This window comes from Rubripirellula obstinata (assembly GCF_001642955.1).
GTDB lineage: Bacteria > Planctomycetota > Planctomycetia > Pirellulales > Pirellulaceae > Rubripirellula > Rubripirellula obstinata.
Window position 1 is genome coordinate 1 of record NZ_LWSK01000102.1, and the last position, 20,313, is coordinate 20,313.

Here is a 20,313-nt window from a genome sequence, read left to right on the forward strand (position 1 = left end):
TCCTACGATTCGAATGGCCGCATTGGACTGAAAGCGGAACAAATTCTTAATTGCAAAATACTATGTCAATACCAAAGATTTAGCGGCCCAGGCATCGCCCATGGGCACTTATCTTTAAGGAACTCCATCGCGATGTAGGCCGGAACAAGCGCAGCGCAGTTCCGGCAATTGCATTGTGCTACGTTAGATTGCCGGAACTGCGCTTTGCTTGTTCCGGCCTACAAGCGCCTGCACCGTTTAGGCCTGCCGCTACAAACTATCGGTCCCCGGCAGCGCCAGCAGTTCCTCGGGGGTGATCGGGCCTGGATCGATCCACAATCCGTCGGGCGAAATTTCCATGGTGCCCAGGTCAAAGTCCAGGCTGCGGCGGACGACTTCGTAGCTGACGAAGAATCCTAGCAGGTTGTTTTGTGCGTTTAGCAAATCGTTCAACGCACTGATCGCGTCACGAGCCGCCGTTGGCCCCAATCCGACTCCGCGATCATCGTTTTGACGTCGAATGTCCGCGTTGAGTTCAATCTGCGACGCCGCAATTCGGATGGCTTGACGTCCAAGTTCAAAGTTCAATCGGTTGGCGTAAAGCTGACGCAGTTCGCCGCGAAGCAGTTGCCAAAGGCTGTCCTCGAACTGATAGAAACTGCGTTTGGTTTGTTCGTATTCAATCAACGCTTGACGATAAGCATTGCGTTCTTCCAAGCGAGTGATCGGTGCGTCCCAGCGAAGTCCCACGCTAAGTCGTCCCGTGTCCGAACGCAGTCGAAGCGGGTTGCTGCCAACGTTTCCGACGCCACCGGACACCAAGACGTCCAGCGAGCTTTCCAGGTCGTCAGCAATCACTTCGATGTTTCGCCAAGCATCAACGACGGCCGCTTTTTGGTTGGCGTAATCACGTCGGTTTCTGCTGGCGATCGCAAAGGCTGATCGCGGATCCATTTTGACGTCGGGCAACAGAAGACTCTCGGTGCGAGCGCGAGCTTGAATTAGCTGCAACGCCAAAACGTCATCACCCATATCGGCCAACAAGTCTTGAGTGGCGATGATGACATCGTTACGCAATTTTTTAGAGAGTTTTTTTCCATCCAGCTTTTCCGATTCACCGCTGTCCAATGACTTGAGCACTTTGCCCAGTGCATTGATTCGGTTTTCGTAACCCAGGAATCGCTCTTCCAGTTTTTCATAAGCGATACGAAGTTCCTGGTCCAATTCTTCCAGGTCATCGACGTCAAAGATCGATTCGTCAATCTCGGACGCGTTCAACAGGCCACAAATTCCTTCGCGTTCTTCCTGATAGGCTTCGCGTAAATCTTTTGCGCGTTCGACCCGATCAGGCAATGCTTCCTCAAACGCCTTGATGTCATCGACGACCATTGGCAAGTCTTCGTCGATGATGGTTTGATTAAAATCGGCGAGCGGTTCGATTGCCTCTCTGATTTGCCGGATCGTTTCAGCAACATCGTCGGTCCAATCGATTTGGGAAATCGGCAAACCTGTCTGCTCGTCGATCGTGATCTCGTTGCCGGCCAACAATGACACGTTCAAATCGCCCACCGAAACACGCAGTGCGCTAAGCTGTTGACGCCGACTTAGCAATTCACGGGCAATCAGCTCGAAACGCGACAGAATCGGATCGTTCAGGCTTAGGCAAACGTAGGGCGGCAAACCCAGGGTTCGCATGAATGCATCAACGGATCGTTCATAAGCCGCTTGCTGATTGACCAAACCAGATTGTGACGTGAACAAGAATTGACGAGCCTGCGCCACTTGCAATCGTTCACGAATGATGCTGCCAGGATCGTCTGGAATGTTGGTCAACGATTCCAGCAGCGTGTCTTCCAAAATTAGCAGGTTCTCGGTTTGCCGAGCAATGTTCTCTTTACTGTTTCGGATCTCCAATTGGTCCTGCAGCAATCCGAGGTAACCGCCGCGTGTGTCGAAACCGTTGAGATTGGCTACCGTGCTGGCCGAATTGTTTCCATCGACTGCGGTGATGGTGCTTTCCAAACCTCGGCCGACGGTCACGTTTAGAAAGAAGCTTCGTCGGAATCGCTCGAACGATCGGACTGCCGCCAGTAGATCTCTTTCCGCCGACGTCAAACTCTCCAGCACAACGTCACGACCTGCCAAACGCAGCAGTGGTTGCAGCAACGTGAAATCGATCAGCGTTGTCGCGCTTTGCGTATCCGGGCCGCTCAGTTCCCAAACCATACTGTTGGCGACGCCGACCACCAGATCGCTGCCGGTGGCGAATCGTCGTCGCATTGAAAGACCGCCTGGGGCGATACGGCTGTCGGTACCGACTTGAAAAACGGTGCTGCTATCACCGCCCGCGCCGGCGGCTCGCCGTCCGATCGTGGTCAGCGACGTTTGGCCACCGCCGAAGAACTGTGTATCGAATTCAAACCGCTGGGTGCTGACGCCAAGGGCCGTCAAATACAGGTTCTCAATTTGGTTTTGATACTGAGGCGAATGCAGCAATGCGATTTCGACCGCTTCGTCCAAGTCCAGCACCAGGACTCCGTTTTCGTTGAGCGGTAAGAACTGCCACCAATCTGGGCTTTCCACCGTGTTGGTTTTTCCGGCCGCTTCCCACATCGGGTAACCACGCCGTCCGTCAACACACTGCATGTATCGATTCGACGCCCCGTCATCGGGCGGCATCGGCTGGAAATCCAGGTCGAACGGATTGAACATTCGGCTTTGACGATCCACGTCGATGCGAATCCCAGTGCTTGGTGGACGGGCGACCACCATCGCTTTTTGATCGATCAGGCGATGAGCCTCGCAATCGGCTTGGCGGCGATAGTATTGCCGGTGGCATCCGGTCGAGAATCCAACGATCGCAACGAGCAGAACCCACAAGACGCAGGTCTGTTTGACTTGTTGATTTTCGCGTTGGGTCAGATCTGCCAAGCAACCGATTCCTAATGATCCAGATGATGTGCCGATCACTTACAACCGGACAAAACGTAACATCTAGTATCCGATTCGGCTGATAGACGCGGATGCACCACTGGGACGCTTTGGGAGGACGAAATTGTCCGACCCCCTCGATCTAATCGTGCGGGATGGTCCGGTTGTTTGGGCTGGAATAAGGGCGATTGAGTGCCTGAGTCCAACAGCCACCGATGCGAAAGCGATTTTTGTGGGCCAGAACGGTTTCAGAAAGGCCTCAGAAAGCTTATTCAAACGCAGTATTTCCTTGACGGTGCAAATTGCCCAACTTAGTATTCATAGGATCAATTTCCGCCGTCTTTTTCGACCTTTTCCGCCCATGGTGCCTTCGGACCCAATATGAAGTTTGTCATCATCGGCGTTTTCGTGGTCATCCTGATCGCGTTCTTCTACCTGGTCTGGAAAGCCGCCCAAAATTGGCGCTGGTACCAGATCGTTCCTGTCTGCATCCTGATGATTCTGGCGATGTTGTTCACGGTTCCCACCGCAGGCGTCCTGAAGAGCCGTGCGTCATGGCACAAAAAGAAAGAAGAACTGGAACTACAGGCAGCTCAACTGAAGTCCGAGAACCGCGTGCTGAAGTACGGCGACGCGACCTCCGGCAAAGGCCTGACCGATCTGTCACGCCAAGTGGCCAAGTTGGGAATCGAAGCGGGGCGTAGTTGGCGAGGACTTCGGATGACCAACGGCGACAGCCAATCGGTGATCCTGAACGTTGTCCCTGATGAGGCCGTAATTCCGGTCGCGCCCGTCGAAGGCGAAGAACCGCTGCCGACGTTGCCGCTGATCCCCGAAGGTTTGGTGGTCTACGGTTTGGCCGAAGCGATCAACCCACAAACACAAATGGCCGTGCCGACGTTTTACCTCGGCGAATTCAAAGTGACCGCCAGCACCGCGACGCAGATCACGCTAGCACCGACGACTCCGTTAGAAGAAGCACAGAAACAAGCCATCGATAGCGGCAAGGCTCGCCAATGGTCGGTCTATGAATTGTTGCCACTCGACGGACACAGCCCGTTCATCGCCGAAGGCAGCGCACCGAGCGACGAAAACTGGCTCGGCCGAGTCGATGAAGAATTGGTCAAACGTTTGCTGGGCAAGCGAGTCGATGCGGACACACTGCAAAGTTATTTGGATGATGGGCGAAGAGCCACGGCCGACGATCCGCCGTTGTCACGATGGATCAAGGTCGAGTTTCTGAAGAACCACACCGAGAACGTCGATAGCACCGATCAACGCGGTGCTCTCGATGGCGGCTTCTTCGACGGCAGCGGCCGCGCCGTTGATGCTCGATTGCAAAGAGCCGACGGCAAGCCAGCGACGTTCCGAAAAGGCGACACGATTCTGATCCAAGAAATCGGTTCCGATGAATGGATCGACGAAGGCATCGTGAAACTGTTGGACCGATACTATCTGCGTCCGCTCAATGACTATCGTTTCATCTTGCGTCACATTCGACTGCGACTTTCCGAACTCGCCAATCGCACCGACGAATTGAACGAGCAAAAGGGTCAGCTAGACGAAGCGATCGACAAGAGTAACGGGATGCTGGTCGCCAATACTGAAATCAAGGTCAAGCTGGAACAAGATTTGAACCAGTTCAAAATTGAAACCGCAGCGATTCGACAGTACACGCAAGAAATGGCGGACAGCTTGGCAACGATGAAGAAAGAAATGGCTCGTCTGCACAAGCAAAACATCGCCCTCGAAATGCGACTGGGCCAACTGCACCGGTCCCTCGATGCCGGTGCCGGCGTCGGCAATCTGACCATGGCTGTGCAATAGGCAAAGCTGCCCGCAGCGGCACGAAATCTCGATGCCGAATGCACGCTGCCTATCGATTTAGTGAGCCGCGACGCGTAAGCGGCCGGGCCTACCGCACTGCCCGAGGCCTGACGGCCAGGGGTTCACTCTTACCGTTCAACTATCGATCGATTCGATAGACCGTAACGCGGCCGGAAAAGGGGTGTCACCCAACGCCGCGAAGAGATTTGGTCCCGGAAAACAAGTACTAGTTCGTTTAGCCGCGTGGGCATCGCCTGGACCGCTAAATCTCTGGTATTGACATCGTATTTTGAAATTCAGAATTTGTTCCGCTTTCAGTCCAATGCGGCCATTCGAATCGTCGGAGGCAACTCTATCGATTTCCGCTGCGGGCTTGTCCCGGCGGAATCACAACTGGCGGCTACCAATGCTCCGTCTCAACGCCAGTTCCAATCTTCTTCAGCCACGATCTCCGCTGCGGGCTTGCCCCGGCGGGATCAACGAATTTCGCTCGATCGCGCTCTCGATCGCGCTGGGGTAGCCAAGTCGCTAGCTCCGCCGGGACAAGCCCGCAACGGAGGCCTACGTGAGAGTACCCTTTCGAAGAACATCTGCGGTTAGGTAGCTCCCAATTGCCGCTCCGTCCGGGGCAAGCCCGGCGGAAGCAGTCACCATCGCGATGAGAATGAAACCTGCGCAAACGACAACTGCTGCAACCCCAAAATTTTAGCGGCCCAGACTTAATCCACCTAACTCGCGTCACCCTTTCGCAGCGAATCCGCGAGCGATTGCTGTCGCCTGCCCAATCGCCAGGCCGTCACGCCCCAGATCACAACGACTGGCAACATCAAAAAGCTTGTCGTGGTCGTTGTCACAAATCTGCGAAGCTCGGCGAAGATTGCGCCCGACATTGCGTCAGCGCCGCGAAGCACCACGGTGTCAATGAAACTCTTTGACTTGTACTTGTCCTCGCGGCTGACCACGGTAAACAAGACTTCTCGCGACGGAACTGTCATTCCGTAGCCAACGCCTCGTGTCAAAATCATCGCAACCACCAAGACCGCCAAGGTGGGACTGACGGCCAGCGATCCTAGCACGGCAAAGTAAACAAGGGGCAGCAGAACCAAGGCAACAGCAACGCCCCATCGTCGCAGCACCCATCCCGCCGCAATGCTTTGAATCGCGATGGTTAGAAGCTGCGTCCCCAGATCCAAGTACGAAAAGAAGGCGACACGCTGTGACTTGGACTCGAAAGCCTCGGCAACAATTTCCGCTTGCTGAAAGTACAACTGTGTCCCCAGAGCCTGAGCAAAAAACAGAAACAGGCAGATCATCAGCAAGTAACGCGACTGACCCACCGCCGCGATCCCCGCAAAGATTCCGTGGTCAGGCTTAGCATTGCTCTTAGCGGCAACGCCTTGATCAGATGCTTGGTTCAAACGTTGTGCGTTCGAAGGCATTCGCCGCGTTTGATTCTCCAATCGCCACGCACACCACAATCCCGCTTGAATCGTAACAACAGGAATCCAGAGCAGCTTTGCGGTGGGAATAAGTTCAGCGATTTGTGACGTCAGTAGCGAACCAACGATCGCACCCGAGGTTCCACCGGCGGCGACGATTCCGAAAAGTCGTTTCGCTTGAGAGCTGTCGAACGAGTCGGCCATCACGCTCCAGAAAACACTGGTCGCAAACAGTGAGAACACGTTCACCCAGACAAAGAAGACTCGCGACGTCCACCACTGAACAGGCTGCGAATCCCACTGCATCAAGAAATAGAATCCAATCAAACATGCCGTGAAGAAATGAAACACGACTCGCACCAGCCACCGCCTGGGCAATCTAGCCACCAACATCGCATAGGCCGGAACCGCCAAAAACATCACCACAAGCGTGACCCACATCAACGATCGCAAACCATCCGAACCGACGACGCTGCCCATGGTGTCGCGCACTGGGCGAATCACGAAATACCCCAGCAAAATGAAAAAGAACCAAGCGGCCGCGTAGCCAACCGCCCATCGCTGGTAGCGAATCCCCGGATCAGGTTCTTGGTTCATCTAAAAAGATTTGGGGTTCGTGAATGAAGGATATTTTTGAAGTCAAGCCAATTCGTCTGGTTAAACCTGTACCTGACGTCTCAAAATCATACAGGTGTCAGCTTGCTAGACGATTCAGTACCATAACGGCACATTGTTCACCCCAACGCCGTGAAGGGTTTCTGAACTGTTTAACCGCGTAGGCATCGCCCCGCGCGTTCGGGCCAGCACGACGCGCGGGGCGATGCCCACGCGGTTAAACGAACTAACCCGTGTTTTTCGGAACCAAAACTCTTCACGGCGTTGGGTTCACCCCCTCTGATTTTTGTCTGACAACGAATGATGAAACAAATTCGCAACTTCTGCATCATTGCCCACATCGACCACGGGAAATCCACCCTGGCTGACCGGCTGATTCAGTCATGCGGTGGTGTAACACAGCGAGAATTCCATGACCAGATGCTCGATTCGATGGATATCGAACGAGAACGTGGGATCACGATCAAAAGCAATACCGTCACGTTGGCCTACACCGGCGAGGATGGCGTCGAGTACCAATTGAACCTGATCGACACTCCTGGTCACGTCGATTTTTCGCACGAAGTTCGTCGTTCGTTGATGGCTTGTGAAGGTGCATTGATTGTCGTGGATGCTTCCCAGGGCGTTGAGGCGCAAACGGTCGCAAATCTGTATTTGGCCCTCGAATACGATCTGGAATTATTGCCCGTCATCAACAAGATCGACTTGCCTGCGGCCGACATCGACCGAGCCCGCGAAGCGATCGATTCCGATCTTGGCCTGGATCCGTTTCAAGCGATTCCAGTGTCCGCGAAAACGGGTGAAGGAATCGAGGATGTTTTGACGGGGATTGTCAAGCATTTGCCGCCGCCAACAGGCGATCCTGACGCTCCGCTGAAAGCTCTGGTTTTTGACGCCCACTTTGACAAGTTCCGCGGAGTGATTTTGCAGGTGCGTGTGATGGAAGGAACGCTGAAGCCTCGCGAAACGATTCACTTCATGCACTCCGGTCGCGACTACAAAGTTGACGAACTGGGTTACAACCAATTCAAACTCGTTCCAAGAAAAGAACTATCTGCGGGTGAAGTCGGTTACATCGTTGCCGGCGTCAAGAGCGTCCAAGACATCGAAATCGGCGACACGATTACTCATTTGGACAAACAAGCAGACAAGCCGATCCCCGGATACCAACCGGCAAAGCAAGTCGTGTTTTCATCGGTCTATCCGATGAGTACCGATGAGTATCAGGATTTGACCAAGGCCCTTGAGAAACTGTCAATCAACGACGCGGCCTTAACTTACGAAAAAGACAGCTCCGCAGCCTTGGGTTTTGGATTCCGCTGCGGTTTCCTGGGACTGCTTCACCTGGACGTGATTCAGGAACGGTTGCAACGCGAGTTTGATCTGGGCTTGGTCATTTCAGCGCCGTCGGTCAAGTACAACTTAACGCTGAAAGACGGCAGCACGATCGAAGTTGACAATCCCAGCAACTGGCCTGACCCGACCTTCATTGAATCCGCGACCGAACCGTTCATCAAAGCATCGATCCTGACGCCGGAAGAGTACGTTGGTCCGGTGATGGAATTGTGCCGCGAACATCGCAGCGATAGTCAAACGATGAACTATCTGTCGGCCGGCCGAGTCGAGGTCACCAGTGAGATGCCGTTGGGGGAAGTGCTGTTTGATTTCTACGGCAAGCTAAAAATGATCACGCGAGGCTACGGATCGTTTGATTATGTAGCCATCGAATATCGAAACACCGATGTGGTGAAGGTCGATATTTTGGTCAACAAAGAACCAATTGATGCGCTTGCGTACTTGGTTCACCGCGAGAAATCTCGTGCTCGGGCGCTGCATTATTGCGAACAGCTTGCCGAAGCGATTCCGCGACACCAGTTTAAAATCCCAATCCAGGGAGCGATCGGCGGCACGATCATCGCTCGGGCAACGATCGCACCGTTCCGCAAAGACGTGACTGCGAAACTGTACGGTGGCGACGTGACGCGGAAGAAAAAGCTGTTGGAAAAACAGAAGAAGGGCAAAGCGAAGATGAAGCAGTTCGGCAGCGTCAACATCCCGCAAAAGGCTTTTGTTTCCGTGCTGCGGGCTGACAAGGCATAAAGCGATTTCCAACGTAGCTGATCCCGCCAGGGTTCAGTCATCGACGGATTAGGACCGCCGGAACAATGGGTGGCGGGAAAATTGGTAGCGAAAGTCGCCAAGACTTTCGGTTTGTCGAGTTGCCGAAACTCTTGGCGAGTTTCGCTACGCCACTTATTGCTCCGACGTTCCTTAACAACATGTAACATGTGTAGGCCGGAACAAGCTCCGCGCAGTTCCGGCAATTGCATGGTACTGCGTTGGATTTCCGGAACTGCACTGCGCCTGTTCCGGCCTACATCTCCGGCCTACATCTACTGACAAGGGATAACGAAACGATTCATGGATGAAGCTCAAAACCGAACCGAAGTTGTCTTCAAAACTCGTAGCCAACAATCTTGCGGCGAACCGCAATTGGTGCTGGCGTCGGCTGGCATTTCCAGCAATTTGATGCAACACGACGGTTGGTGGGTCATTTTGGTTGCACCTAACGACGGTGCGGCGGCGCTGGACGAATTGAAATTGCACCAGCAAGACAACGCGGGCGAAGCGCCACAAAAGGCAGCCCGAATTCCGATCTTCGATGGTGCAATGGGCGGCGTCGGTGTCTACGCTTTGGTCATCAGTATGGTGATGTTTTGCGATTCATTTTCCGCGTACGAATTGCCTTGGCGGCAACTCGGTCGAATGCAGGCGGGCGAGGTCAAAGCGGGCCAGTGGTGGCGTGTGTTCACGGCGCTAACACTGCACGTCGATCTTCAACACTTGTTATCTAACTTGGCGTTCGGCGGGCTATTTGGGCTTTTCGCCGGCCGCATTTTGGGCGGCGGAGTGGCTTGGTTGTCGATCGTTTTGGCGGGTGGAATTGGAAACGCGATCAATGCCGTTGTTCGTGATGCCGACCATTCATCGATCGGTGCTTCCACGGCGGTTTTTGCTGCGTTGGGGATTTTGGTTTCGCATGCTCTGCGTCCTCGAACATCGGCTACCGAAAATGTGTTTCGGCGATGGCGTCCACTGATCGGCGGAGTGTTACTGTTGGCGTTCGTAGGTGTTGGTGGAGAGCGAACGGACGTGGTCGCGCACGTGACCGGATTTGTTTCGGGCGTCGTCATTGGCTGGATCGCTTGCCGAGTGCCGGATCGTTTTCTGGCGAATCAGAATGTGCAGACGATTGCCTCGGTGCTGGCGATGGTCGTGATCGCGATCTGCTGGGGCCTTGCGATTGGCACTTGATCGCTTGCAGATGCAAGCGAGAACAGTCGCACCGCAGTTCCGGCAATCTGGCAACTGAGAATGCAATTGCCGGAACTTCGCTGCGCTTGTTCCGGCCTACAGCGGAACGATCGCCGGCGGGGCAAAATCTATCCCTTTGAATGACGATCAAGGGCGTCAGGTAGTGGCGAACCGACCTGCAAAGGTTTATGTTTTCCCTTAATTGTCGTTGCATGCTTTATTGCATGCGTGTTTTCGCTCAGCATTTCTTTTGGACCTGTACGTATTCCCTAGTTGAATACGTATGAAAATGCGTCGCCCATGGCGGCCAACGATTGATTGCGAGGCGAGGCGGGTTTCTCTTTCTTGAAGGTGTCTAGAATGACGGTGTTTTTCGTTCCAAACGTTTCGCTGAGCTTCGCAATCTCGCGGAAAATCGCGATAGTTTTTTGTTTGGCGGCCCTGGTGATGTCGTCTTCGATCGTTCAGGCACAAGACGATTCGGCGGCTAATGAAGCAGCCGCGCAAGCCGAGGTTCAGGATGACTTGGCGACTGCAAAAGCCGAGATGACTGAGGTGGAATCCGAGGAAGCCGTAACTGCTGAATCTTCTGAACCTGCTGTATCTTCTGAACTTGCTGTATCTTCTGAACCTGCGGGCATGACCGACGCCGAATTCAGCAACGGCCCCGCCGCCGCCCACAATGCTTGGATGCTGACATCCTGTGCTCTTGTTCTGTTCATGACCGCACCCGGTTTGGCAATGTTCTATGGCGGATTGGTTCGGCGTAAGAACGTTTTGTCCGTGATGATGCAGTGCATTTTCCTGATGGGATTGATGACCGTGATCTGGGCGATCTACGGTTATTCGTGGGCGTTTGGTGGATCCGGCGGTTGGATCGGAAACGGCGAATACCTGTTCATGAATGGGGTTCAACGATTCTGGAGCGAAGCTGCCGGTGAACCTCTGACGCCGATGTACGACGGCACCATCGCCCTGATGACTCATGCGTTGTTCCAAGGCATGTTCTTTATCATCACACCCGCACTGATCTGCGGTGCGTTCGCTGAACGAATGAAATTCAGTTCGATGGTTGTCTTTTCAGTGCTGTGGGGAACCTTCATTTACTGCCCGCTGTGTCACTGGGTTTGGGACGGCGGCCCGCTTGCTTACGGCGAAGACGGGATTGCTGGCGGAGCGCTCGACTTTGCGGGTGGAACCGTGGTTCACATCAGCAGTGGAATCTCGGCATTGGTCGCATCAATTCTGATCGGTCCACGAATGGGTTTCTTGAAAGAACCGATTCAGCCACACAACTTGACCTACACGGCGCTAGGTGCAGCGATGCTTTGGGTCGGCTGGTTTGGTTTCAACGCGGGCAGCGAATTGCTGTCTGACGGACTGACCAGCAGCGCGTTCGCGGTAACCCACTTTTCAGCCGCCGCCGGTGCGGTCGCTTGGGCAATCACCGAATGGTCAGCACTGGGGAAACCGACCGTGCTTGGTGCCAGCAGTGGTGCAGTCGCCGGCTTGGTTTGCATCACACCCGCCGCAGGTTTTGTTCAGCCGATGCCTGCGATCATCATGGGATTGGCCGCCGGAATTTGCTGTTACATCGCTTGCAGCAAATTGAAAATGTGGTTGAAGTACGATGATGCGCTCGACGCGTTTGGCGTCCACGGCGTTGGCGGAATCTTAGGTGCCGTTTTGACGGGCGTGTTCGCATCGCGAGCATGTTGGGATGTCGCGGGCGGTGAAAAGATCGGTCTGATCGAATCCGGTGGCGATACCAGTCTTGTCATTGGTCAGATTGTTGCCGTGTTGGTAACGTTAGCCTTCGCCGGCATTGGCAGCTTTATCTTGTTGAAGCTGATCGACGCCGTCATGGGGCTTCGCGTTTTACCAGAACACGAACAACGCGGACTCGATATCACCGACCACGGTGAAGAAGGCTACACCTTGGCGTAGTTACCAAGCTACATCGCCTCGACAATCGCACGGCGAAGCCAGCGAACTTCGCTGGCGATGTCGTCGGCAAGACCTCGTTTACGCATCGATTCGGGTAACACCGACCATGCGTAAGTTTCGATTTCTAAATGCCCAGTAAAATCGGCTTTGCAACCAGGTGCGGCCAGCGCAGTCAAGCATTGCAGTATGTCTGATTGGCTGGTGCATAAGTGACCAAAGCGTTCGATAAAAATTGGCATGTGGAAATGAACGACCCAGCGATGGTCACCCCAAACCGGGTCACCATCGGTGGCGACCTTCGCAAGCAAGTTGGGAAGATCTTCGCTAAGCATAAACTTGCCCGCTGAATTGACGCGGCCAGTTTGATGCAGGTAGCGGTCTTCCGCAAACTGACTCAATTGAGTGATCGCCTCGCGTCGTCTTCCTTCGGCCATCGCCTGCCAATCGGCCACCACGGCGCTGCTGATTTGAACCTTGCCGATGCCAATCCCTTCGGTTGCAAGCCGGTCGATGACAACGGCTTGGGATTCCATCATCACGGCTGAATGACACACATCGTGACAAACCGCGATGTGCCGACGATGCATTGATTCAGGCAACTCGTTGGCGAAAAAATCGACAACATCCTCGGTCGTATCCAGCATACAACCAGGTTCAGGTTCGATCGCGACAACGATCCGCTTGCCGGTTTTGGATTCAAGCTTTGACAGAAACTTTGCCAGGGTACGCAGTGCTTCGCCCGAGGCTTCTTTTGCCTTGCTTGGATCACAATCGGTCGGCCAGCCGATCGGAAGCGTGCTGATCGATCCGGTGGACTGATCGTCTGACAACAACTGCGATAAAATCTCCGCCAACATTTCGGTGTATTGTCGCCGCGACGGTTCCCACCAACCCGGTCGGTAGACCGTTTGCTTGACGACATCTTGGTGGAAATTGTCGTAGGGAAAACCGTTGATCGTGTAGGGCGTCAGGCTTCGCTGAGCCAGAAATTCCTTGAACGGTCCGACGCTTGCCGCCAATTCCTTGGCAGCCGATGCGGGCAGCCAAAGCCCGACGCCCAAGCTATCCAGCCCCGCACCCATGCGAGCCGCCCCGGCATAACGGTCAAGATTCTCGCGAATCGATGCCATATCGGTGCCGGCATGAACGTTCGTGCAATAGCCAGTGGTCCACTTTGTCGGTGAAATCATGAGGTTTTCGTTGGAGGGGGGGGAGCCGGGAAATACGGCGAAGCCCTGCGGATCAAAGACTGCAAAGTGACTATCATGGGAACCTTACCAAAGTTGTTGCCTGACATTAACTCCAAGACACCCACTGCAAGATATCCATGCCCCGTCTGCTGATTTGCTTCGTCGTCCTGATGATGACGGGCGTTTCGCTGGTTTTCGCCCAGCCGCTTCCAAACCACAAGCATCAAGATCAAGAAGATCACTTTTTCCAGATCGACGATTGGTTGCCGACTCCTGGTGCGACTCGAACAGCTTCAGGGTCGCCAGGGCCTGACTATTGGCAACAACGCGCTGATTACGAAATCGATGTCACGCTGGATGACCAGAACCGGCGGATCATTGGCGAAGCGACGATTCACTACCACAACCTTTCGCCACACACGCTGCGGTATCTATGGGTTCAGCTAGACCAGAATCGGTTCGCTAAAGGTTCTGACGCGACGCTGGCAACCGTCGCCCCCACGCTTCAGCCGAAGACTTCGTTCCGCAGTATCGAATCGAAGTTGTCACAGCTTGTCTTCGACGGCGGGCACAAGATTGAAAGTGTTGTTTCCGTCGGCGAAGCATCGGTAGATTCATCCGGCGAACAACCGTTGAAGCATACGATTGTCCAAACCATGATGCGAATTGATTTGGACCAGCCGCTCGCCCCCGGTGCATCGTTTAGTTTTCGCATCAACTATTCCTATAACATTGTCAACACAAAAGTCACGAACGCTCGCGCCGGATACGAACACTTCCCTAGCGATGACGAGAACGTCGATGACAATTGCATCTACGAGATTGCTCAGTGGTTTCCGCGAGTCGTTGCCTACACCGATTACGCCGGTTGGCAGCACAAGCAATTTCTAGGACGCGGCGAGTTTACGTTGGAACTTGGCGACTACACCGTCAACATCACTGCGCCTGAAAACATGGTCGTCACCGCGAGTGGTGAATTGCAAAACCCGGACGAAGTCCTCAAACCGTTGTGGCAAGAACGGCTCAAAGAAGCCGAGACTGCTACCTCACCGGTCATGATCATCACTCGCGAAGAAGCAAAAGCTAACGAACCACTGCGAAGTCAATCCACCAAAAAGTGGACCTTCCGAGCGGAGAACGTTCGCGACTTTGCGTTTGCAGCGAGCCGCAAGTTCATCTGGGACGCGATGGGCGTGAAGTTAGGCAAAGACAGTCCAGAATCCAAAACGGTGATGGCAATGTCGTTCTATCCAGGCATCGCGGAACCCTTGTGGAGCAGGTATTCGACTCATGCAATCGCGCACACTTTAGAGGTCTACGAAAAGTACTCTTTCACGTATCCCTATCCCGTTGCCATCAGCGTCAATGGACCGATCTACGGGATGGAGTATCCGATGATCTGCTTCAACGGTCCACGTCCCGAAAAAGATGGAACCTACAGCAAGGACACCAAGTATCGTCTGATCAGCGTCGTGATCCACGAAGTCGGCCACAATTTCTATCCGATGATCGTCAATAGCGACGAACGTCAATGGACTTGGATGGACGAGGGGCTGAATACGTTTCTGCAATACCTGACTGAACAGGAATGGGAAAAAGACTATCCGTCGCGTCGAGGTGATCCAGAGAAAATTGTTCCGTACATGCGAGGCGGAAACCAGCGTCCGATTATGACCGGCAGCGAGGAAATACTGCAGTTCGGCAACAATGCGTACGCAAAGCCAGCGACGGCTCTGAACATTTTGCGAGAAACGATTCTGGGACGCGAGCTTTTTGATTTTGCGTTTCGCGAATACGCACGTCGCTGGAAATTCAAACGGCCCACACCCAGCGATTTCTTTCGCACGATGGAGGATGCGTCAGGTATCGATTTGGATTGGTTTTGGCGAGGATGGTTTTACGGAACCGATCACGTTGACATCGCAATCACCGATCTGCAGCTCTTTCAAATCGACGACGGCGACCCGGATGACAAAGCCGAACGCGAGCGGAAAGAACGGGACGATCAGGAACCGACTTTGTCGAAGATACGAAACGAAAACTTGCCTGTTCGGATTTCATCACACTTGCAGTTGAATGATTTCTACAACAGCAATGATTACGACGAGCATGCGGTTGATGAAGACGCACGAAAGTCGTACCAAAAATTCCTGGATGGTTTAGAGCCAGACCAACGCGCGTTGTTACGACGCAGCACCAATTTCTACGTTGCGACATTCAAAAACATCGGCGGCTTGGTGATGCCCATTATCGCTCGGGTCCACTACAACGATAACACGTTCGAGTCCGTGCGGATTCCTGCACAAATTTGGCGTTACAATTCCAAGGAAGTGAAGAAACTGTTCATCACCGACAAGGAAATTGTCCGAATCCAAGTGGACCCACGACGGGAAACCGCTGACACTCAGACGTCGAACAATCAGTGGCCGCCAAAGATCGAAACCAATCGCTTCAGGTTGTTCAAAGAAGAGAAAAAGAAGAACGCGATGCAAAAGGCGAAGGGAGCTGCAAAGAAAAGCGAAGAGGTTGACGAAGACGCGAGCGAAGAGTCTGAGGATGATGATTCCTGATGACGCTGAAACTCTCAGTCTGCATTGACGCGGTCTTTGAAGGCGTCGCCGAAACCGAAGCGATCGCTCGAGTCGCCGATGCGGGAATCGATGCGATCGAGTTTTGGTGTTGGTGGGAAAAGGATCTCGATTCGATGGTTGCGGCTGCTGAAAAACATTCGATGACGATCGCAGCTTGCTGCACCAAATTCGTATCGTTGGTTGATCCTGAATTACGGCCGCTGTATATCGCCGGACTGACGCAGTCGATTGCTGCGGCGAAACAGATCGGTTGCAAAACGCTTATTTCGCAGGTCGGTGATTTTCTGCCCGGGCAGTCGAGACAAGTTCAGCATCAATCGCTCGTTGACGGCTTGATCGAGGCAGCACCTTTGTTGGAAGAAGCCGGAATCACGTTGGTGATCGAACCACTGAACGATCGCGTGGATCACAAGGGATACTATTTGGTTGGTAGCGACGAGGCGTTTGAGATCGTTGGAAAGGTCAACAGTCCCAACGTCAAAGTCGTGTTCGATATCTATCACCAGCAGATCAGCGAGGGCGACGTCATCACTCGGCTGACGAAAAACATCGATGCGATTGGTCATTTCCACGCCGCTGGAAACCCGGGCAGAAATGAGCTTGATCGCGGAGAATTGAACTATTCCCAGATTTTTGAAGCCATCGCCCAAACCGGCTTCCAGCAACACATTGGCCTAGAATACTGGCCAATACGCGATCCAGACGAAGGAATTCGAGCGGTTTCCCGAATGCAAACTCGACCTCTGTGATTCAACGCCGTGAAGAGTTTTGGTCCCGGAAAACACGGGTTAGTTCGTTTAACCGCGTGGGCATCGCCCCGCGCGTTTCGCCCCGCGCGTTTCGCCCCGCATGGACGCGCGGGGCGATGCCCACGCGGTTAAACGGTTTAGAAACCCTTCACGGCGTTGTCTGTGACTCCCGTGTTTCGTGCGTTGCAAGCAATCAAATCCGCTCGCTAAGGCCGACAAAAACGTCTGCCGGCTAGCGTGCCCGCACCCTGATTCGCACCCTGATTCGCAGGTGTTGAGGAATTGGGGAGGGCCTGCTTTACCCTTCCTGGTAAACTTCGGCATTACTTTTGCTGAGATAAGGACCGTCGGAACAATAAGTGGCGTAGCGAAACTCGCCAAGAGTTTCGGCAATTCGACAAACCGAAAGTCTTGGCGACTTTCGCTACCAATTTTCCCGCCACTCATGGTTCCGACGGTCCTAAGTTGGTCTTGGTTTCAACAATAACGACTTTTCACTTTTTGGAGATTGATAAGTGCGAGCCTTTGTTTACTTTTGCAGCACTGCTGTACTGCTGTTTTCCTGCGTCCTTGGTTGCGGTCCGAGTACCGATTCGACAAGTGAAATTGGCGAAACCGTCGCCGTTGCTGTCGCTGAAAAGGGCGAAGGTGTGGCGGACAAGAAAGCTAATCCGTCGCCGAAATCTGCTGAAGTTGCTGTGCAGGCAGAGGTAGACGAGCTTGCGATTCCCGATGGTGATGCAGAGGAGATTTTTCGCTTCATCAACAAAACCATTCAGGAAAGCCAACGGAAGAATCCAAGCGAAGTTCCCGAGGCTGTTCGAGCGATTGTTGATGCCTCGGTCAAAATCCGAAACATGGACGGCGTCACGATCAATGACGAAATTCGTGCGATCGCTCAGCAGATGGACGCGCTGGCTTTTCTGTCACAATTTGAACCGGACGCCGAAGGAGAATTCGATGCGTTGGTGGAAGACTTGGTCTCTGATGAACGACCTGAAATCAAGGCAATTGGAACGCGTCAATTGATTCAGCAAGAGATTGCTTCGTTGGAATCAATGTCGAAAGAGGAACAGCAGGTGGTCATCGGCAAAGTGAACGAGTTGCTAGACCAAATGGGGCCGTCCAGGGAAAGCTATTCGCTTGGTGGAATGCTCGCTGGCAATTTAGAAGAGGTGTCGCCCGAACTAGCTTTGAAAGTCTACGAAGATCTGGCGACTCGGCTTGAATCCAGTAACGACCAACGGGTTTTGGCTTTCGCCGACCAATCGCGTGCATCGGCTAGGCAGTTACGTTTGCTGGGTAATCCTCTCGAATTAAGTGGCCCGACGGGTCGCGGTGAACCGTTTGATTGGGAATCGTATCGGGGCAAGGTCGTGCTGGTTGATTTCTGGGCGTCATGGTGCGGACCCTGTCGCTATGAAATACCGAACATGAAGCGAAATCTGGAAGCTTACGAAGGTGATTTTGAAGTCGTTGGCATCAACATGGACCGGACCGTCAAGGAGATGCGAGAGTACGCCGAAAGCGTCGATGCAAATTGGGTCAACATCGTCGGCGACCCCAAGACGGGTGTTGCATGGAATCATCCCATTGCAAAGAAGTATGGCGTGACGGGGATCCCCAAAGCGATTTTAGTTGATCGCGATGGAAAGGTCGTTTCGTTGAATGCACGTGGCGAAAGATTGAACGAATTGTTGGCTGAATTGATTGGCCCGCTGCCAGAGGAATCCATCAGCAAGGTAAAAGAGGTCGCAGAAAAGGAGGACTAACAAGACGACATCCCCAAAGAGAATAGGCCCCGATGACATGATCCCAGGCCAGCACAACGCGCGGGGCGATGCCCACGCGGTTAAACAACTTAGAAACTCCTCACGGCGTTTGATAACGCCCCAAACAGTGTACCGGCGGAGTTTGCGGACGAGGCAGCTGATATAATGGAGAACGCCCTGCGAAGCCGTGGGCTAACTCCGAATGCAAACGTGGTGAATATGGCGATATCCCGAAAGAAGATTCATGAAAAGATCGCTGGAAAGCAGAAAGGTATCGACTATCACTTGGACGATCACATTCCCGAATTGATTGGGAAAGCTGACAAAGGACTGGTTGAATATCGGACTACAACTATGACGAACGAAAAGCACGAAAAACTTAGAGAGCGGTTTCGCGCCGTCTTTGATGCGAAGTGGGATCGTGAAGAGTTGGCGAACTTCGATGATCTCAGGGAAAAATTTGCGTTTCACATGGCAGACATAACTGACAACTTGGAGAAGCTGGCGAATTCGTACGAAGCCACCGACTGTGACACCGCTTGTCTCGCAAACCAGACGGAGCTGTTCTTCGTTCATTGCGTGCCGCACTTAATGGCAGCCGGGCAAATATACGATGAAGTTCCGCAGTTGTTTGAAGAACAAAACGGCGTCCATGACTGGAATGGTTTTGTCGATGAGGAAGTCACGAAGTAGCTGATTCAGTTCTGAGCCAAACAGTGTAGACCTGATGAATGAAGTCGGACAACTTGGCGGCGAACTGTTCCCGAAAGAGAAGATACCGGCCTTGGTCAAATACCTCGAACGCAGGGGCGTCTATCTTCACGAAAGAATTAACGGCAGTTTCGATGGTGTTCGTGGCGTGATGACGCTGCCGCGAAATCCCACGCGACTGAACGTCAGCCACGAGCTTGCTCACATGCTTGATTACAAGAAATACGGGGACGACTACTACAAGCTGTTCACACCAGCCCAGCGTGAACAAATGGTTTTGGAAAGACTCAAAAACAACCGTATCTGGGATCAATTGAACGACCTTGAGCGTGATTGGTCGCTGAACTACCCGTCTACGAGGTAACTATCAGGAGTAGAAGCTATGAGTACGATTACCAAGATTGAGCTAGCCATCGAGCTGGCAGAACGGATGATGAAGGATCGGGGCTACGAGCACGGTTCATGTCTCGGCGCGAGCCTGAAAGATGGGGCCTCAGAAACTTGGCAGGTCGAATTTGCCTACGAAGGAATGACCGATCGAAGTGCAACGACCGATCCACCTTCAATCGTTCTCGCCGTCAACTTGTCCTCAGAGGAGGTTCAGCCCGTCGAACTGATGTAGCGTCGCCCCAAGGAGGGAATAATCTCGCTGCGTGGGGGAGGTGGAAAACTGGACGCCCTTCTGCTTTACGGTGCACTATTTTCTGCCGCCGACTTTTGTCAGAAGCCTGCTGGTGGGCCTTATTGAGCGGAGCGAAATGCGACTTGAGCATTACCGGTTTACCGGGGCGCGTGGGCCCAACGCCGTGAAGGGTTTCTAAATTGTTTAACCGCGTGGGCATCGCCCCGCGCGTTCGGGCCAGCACAACGCGCGGGGCGATGCCTGGGCTGATGAAAATGTGTCGTTGTCAACTTGTCACGAACCTTGAAAGTAGGCCGTAGCGAGCCATAGCGAGTTACGGCGGTGCGCGAATTGCCGTAACTCGCTTTGGCTCGCTACGGCCTACATGCGGGCGATCAGGGAAATGTGCCGTTGCCACAATGCTTCACAACGCTGCAGTTTGTGTTGTCGGCCATGGTGCAGCTTGCCCAATTTGCTGCAATGCAATGATTTTCATCAGGCCAGGCTACGTATGGGAACCAGAAAGTAGAAAGTAGGCCGTAGCGAGCCATAGCGAGTTACGGCGGTGCGCGAATTGCCGTAACTCGCTTTGGCTCGCTACGGCCTACATGCTGGCGATCAGGGA

Annotated in this window: 13 protein-coding genes; 10 read left to right on the forward strand and 3 right to left on the reverse strand. The window is 53.5% G+C overall.

Annotated elements, in window-relative coordinates:
- Positions 1 to 249 precede the first annotated feature (249 nt).
- Positions 250 to 2,910 (reverse strand): hypothetical protein, encoded by a 2,661-nt coding sequence (locus tag RC85_RS19585; RefSeq protein WP_149752633.1) that lies wholly within the window; start codon positions 2,908 to 2,910, stop codon positions 250 to 252.
- A gap of 381 nt (positions 2,911 to 3,291) precedes the next feature.
- Here RC85_RS19585 and RC85_RS19590 point away from each other — a divergent pair, with 381 nt between their 5' ends.
- Positions 3,292 to 4,737, forward strand: coding sequence for a hypothetical protein (locus RC85_RS19590; RefSeq protein WP_068265926.1), 1,446 nt, complete (start codon positions 3,292 to 3,294; stop codon positions 4,735 to 4,737).
- A gap of 728 nt (positions 4,738 to 5,465) precedes the next feature.
- Here the strand turns inward: RC85_RS19590 and RC85_RS19600 are convergent.
- Entirely contained in the window at positions 5,466 to 6,773 is a 1,308-nt protein-coding gene (locus tag RC85_RS19600; protein WP_084422857.1) for an NTP/NDP exchange transporter, read from the reverse strand.
- Between the two features lie 321 nt (positions 6,774 to 7,094).
- Between RC85_RS19600 and lepA the strand changes: the two genes are divergently transcribed.
- The 3 genes from lepA to RC85_RS19615 all read left to right on the forward strand — a co-directional run bounded on the left by lepA (position 7,095) and on the right by RC85_RS19615 (position 12,053).
- Positions 7,095 to 8,891, forward strand: coding sequence for a translation elongation factor 4 (gene lepA / locus RC85_RS19605; RefSeq protein ID WP_068265930.1), 1,797 nt, complete (start codon positions 7,095 to 7,097; stop codon positions 8,889 to 8,891).
- A gap of 321 nt (positions 8,892 to 9,212) precedes the next feature.
- Entirely contained in the window at positions 9,213 to 10,106 is an 894-nt protein-coding gene (locus RC85_RS19610) for a rhomboid family intramembrane serine protease (protein WP_068265932.1), read from the forward strand.
- A gap of 447 nt (positions 10,107 to 10,553) precedes the next feature.
- Positions 10,554 to 12,053 (forward strand): ammonium transporter, encoded by a 1,500-nt coding sequence (locus RC85_RS19615; protein ID WP_084422858.1) that lies wholly within the window; start codon positions 10,554 to 10,556, stop codon positions 12,051 to 12,053.
- 8 nt (positions 12,054 to 12,061) lie between these two features.
- Here RC85_RS19615 and eboE read toward each other — a convergent pair whose 3' ends face one another.
- On the reverse strand, positions 12,062 to 13,243 hold the full coding sequence (gene eboE, locus RC85_RS19620) for a metabolite traffic protein EboE (RefSeq protein WP_068265934.1): 1,182 nt from the start codon (positions 13,241 to 13,243) through the stop codon (positions 12,062 to 12,064).
- 137 nt (positions 13,244 to 13,380) lie between these two features.
- On the opposite strand from eboE, the gene RC85_RS19625 reads away from it, so the two are divergent.
- The 6 genes from RC85_RS19625 to RC85_RS19650 all read left to right on the forward strand — a co-directional run bounded on the left by RC85_RS19625 (position 13,381) and on the right by RC85_RS19650 (position 19,688).
- The gene (locus RC85_RS19625; protein WP_068265938.1) at positions 13,381 to 15,813 is read left to right on the forward strand and encodes a M1 family metallopeptidase; all 2,433 of its coding nucleotides are present in this window, start codon (positions 13,381 to 13,383) and stop codon (positions 15,811 to 15,813) included.
- A complete protein-coding gene (locus RC85_RS19630) occupies positions 15,813 to 16,583 on the forward strand; it encodes a hydroxypyruvate isomerase family protein (RefSeq protein WP_068265940.1) in 771 nt (256 codons plus the stop codon). Before RC85_RS19625 ends, RC85_RS19630 begins: the two co-directional genes overlap by 1 nt.
- Before the next feature lie 515 nt (positions 16,584 to 17,098).
- Entirely contained in the window at positions 17,099 to 18,355 is a 1,257-nt protein-coding gene (locus tag RC85_RS19635; RefSeq protein ID WP_068265942.1) for a TlpA family protein disulfide reductase, read from the forward strand.
- 285 nt (positions 18,356 to 18,640) lie between these two features.
- Entirely contained in the window at positions 18,641 to 19,048 is a 408-nt protein-coding gene (locus RC85_RS19640) for a hypothetical protein (protein ID WP_157593969.1), read from the forward strand.
- A 34-nt stretch (positions 19,049 to 19,082) separates the two neighbouring features.
- Positions 19,083 to 19,430 (forward strand): zincin-like metallopeptidase toxin domain-containing protein, encoded by a 348-nt coding sequence (locus RC85_RS19645; RefSeq protein ID WP_068265948.1) that lies wholly within the window; start codon positions 19,083 to 19,085, stop codon positions 19,428 to 19,430.
- 18 nt (positions 19,431 to 19,448) lie between these two features.
- Positions 19,449 to 19,688 carry a hypothetical protein gene (locus tag RC85_RS19650; protein WP_068265950.1) on the forward strand — a complete coding sequence of 80 codons (240 nt, stop codon included), beginning with the start codon at positions 19,449 to 19,451 and terminating at the stop codon, positions 19,686 to 19,688.
- The last annotated feature ends 625 nt before the right edge of the window (positions 19,689 to 20,313 follow it).

Excerpts from the sequence above, each read along its gene's own strand:
- RC85_RS19610 (WP_068265932.1), top strand. The coding sequence starts at position 9,213 with ATGGATGAAGCTCAAAACCGAACCGAAGTTGTCTTCAAAACTCGTAGC.
- RC85_RS19625 (WP_068265938.1), top strand. The coding sequence starts at position 13,381 with ATGCCCCGTCTGCTGATTTGCTTCGTCGTCCTGATGATGACGGGCGTT.
- RC85_RS19650 (WP_068265950.1), top strand. The coding sequence starts at position 19,449 with ATGAGTACGATTACCAAGATTGAGCTAGCCATCGAGCTGGCAGAACGG.
- RC85_RS19600 (WP_084422857.1), bottom strand. The coding sequence starts at position 6,773 with ATGAACCAAGAACCTGATCCGGGGATTCGCTACCAGCGATGGGCGGTT.
- eboE (WP_068265934.1), bottom strand. The coding sequence starts at position 13,243 with ATGATTTCACCGACAAAGTGGACCACTGGCTATTGCACGAACGTTCAT.
- RC85_RS19630 (WP_068265940.1), top strand. The coding sequence starts at position 15,813 with ATGACGCTGAAACTCTCAGTCTGCATTGACGCGGTCTTTGAAGGCGTC.
- RC85_RS19645 (WP_068265948.1), top strand. The coding sequence starts at position 19,083 with ATGAATGAAGTCGGACAACTTGGCGGCGAACTGTTCCCGAAAGAGAAG.
- RC85_RS19615 (WP_084422858.1), top strand. The coding sequence starts at position 10,554 with ATGTCGTCTTCGATCGTTCAGGCACAAGACGATTCGGCGGCTAATGAA.
- RC85_RS19590 (WP_068265926.1), top strand. The coding sequence starts at position 3,292 with ATGAAGTTTGTCATCATCGGCGTTTTCGTGGTCATCCTGATCGCGTTC.
- lepA (WP_068265930.1), top strand. The coding sequence starts at position 7,095 with ATGAAACAAATTCGCAACTTCTGCATCATTGCCCACATCGACCACGGG.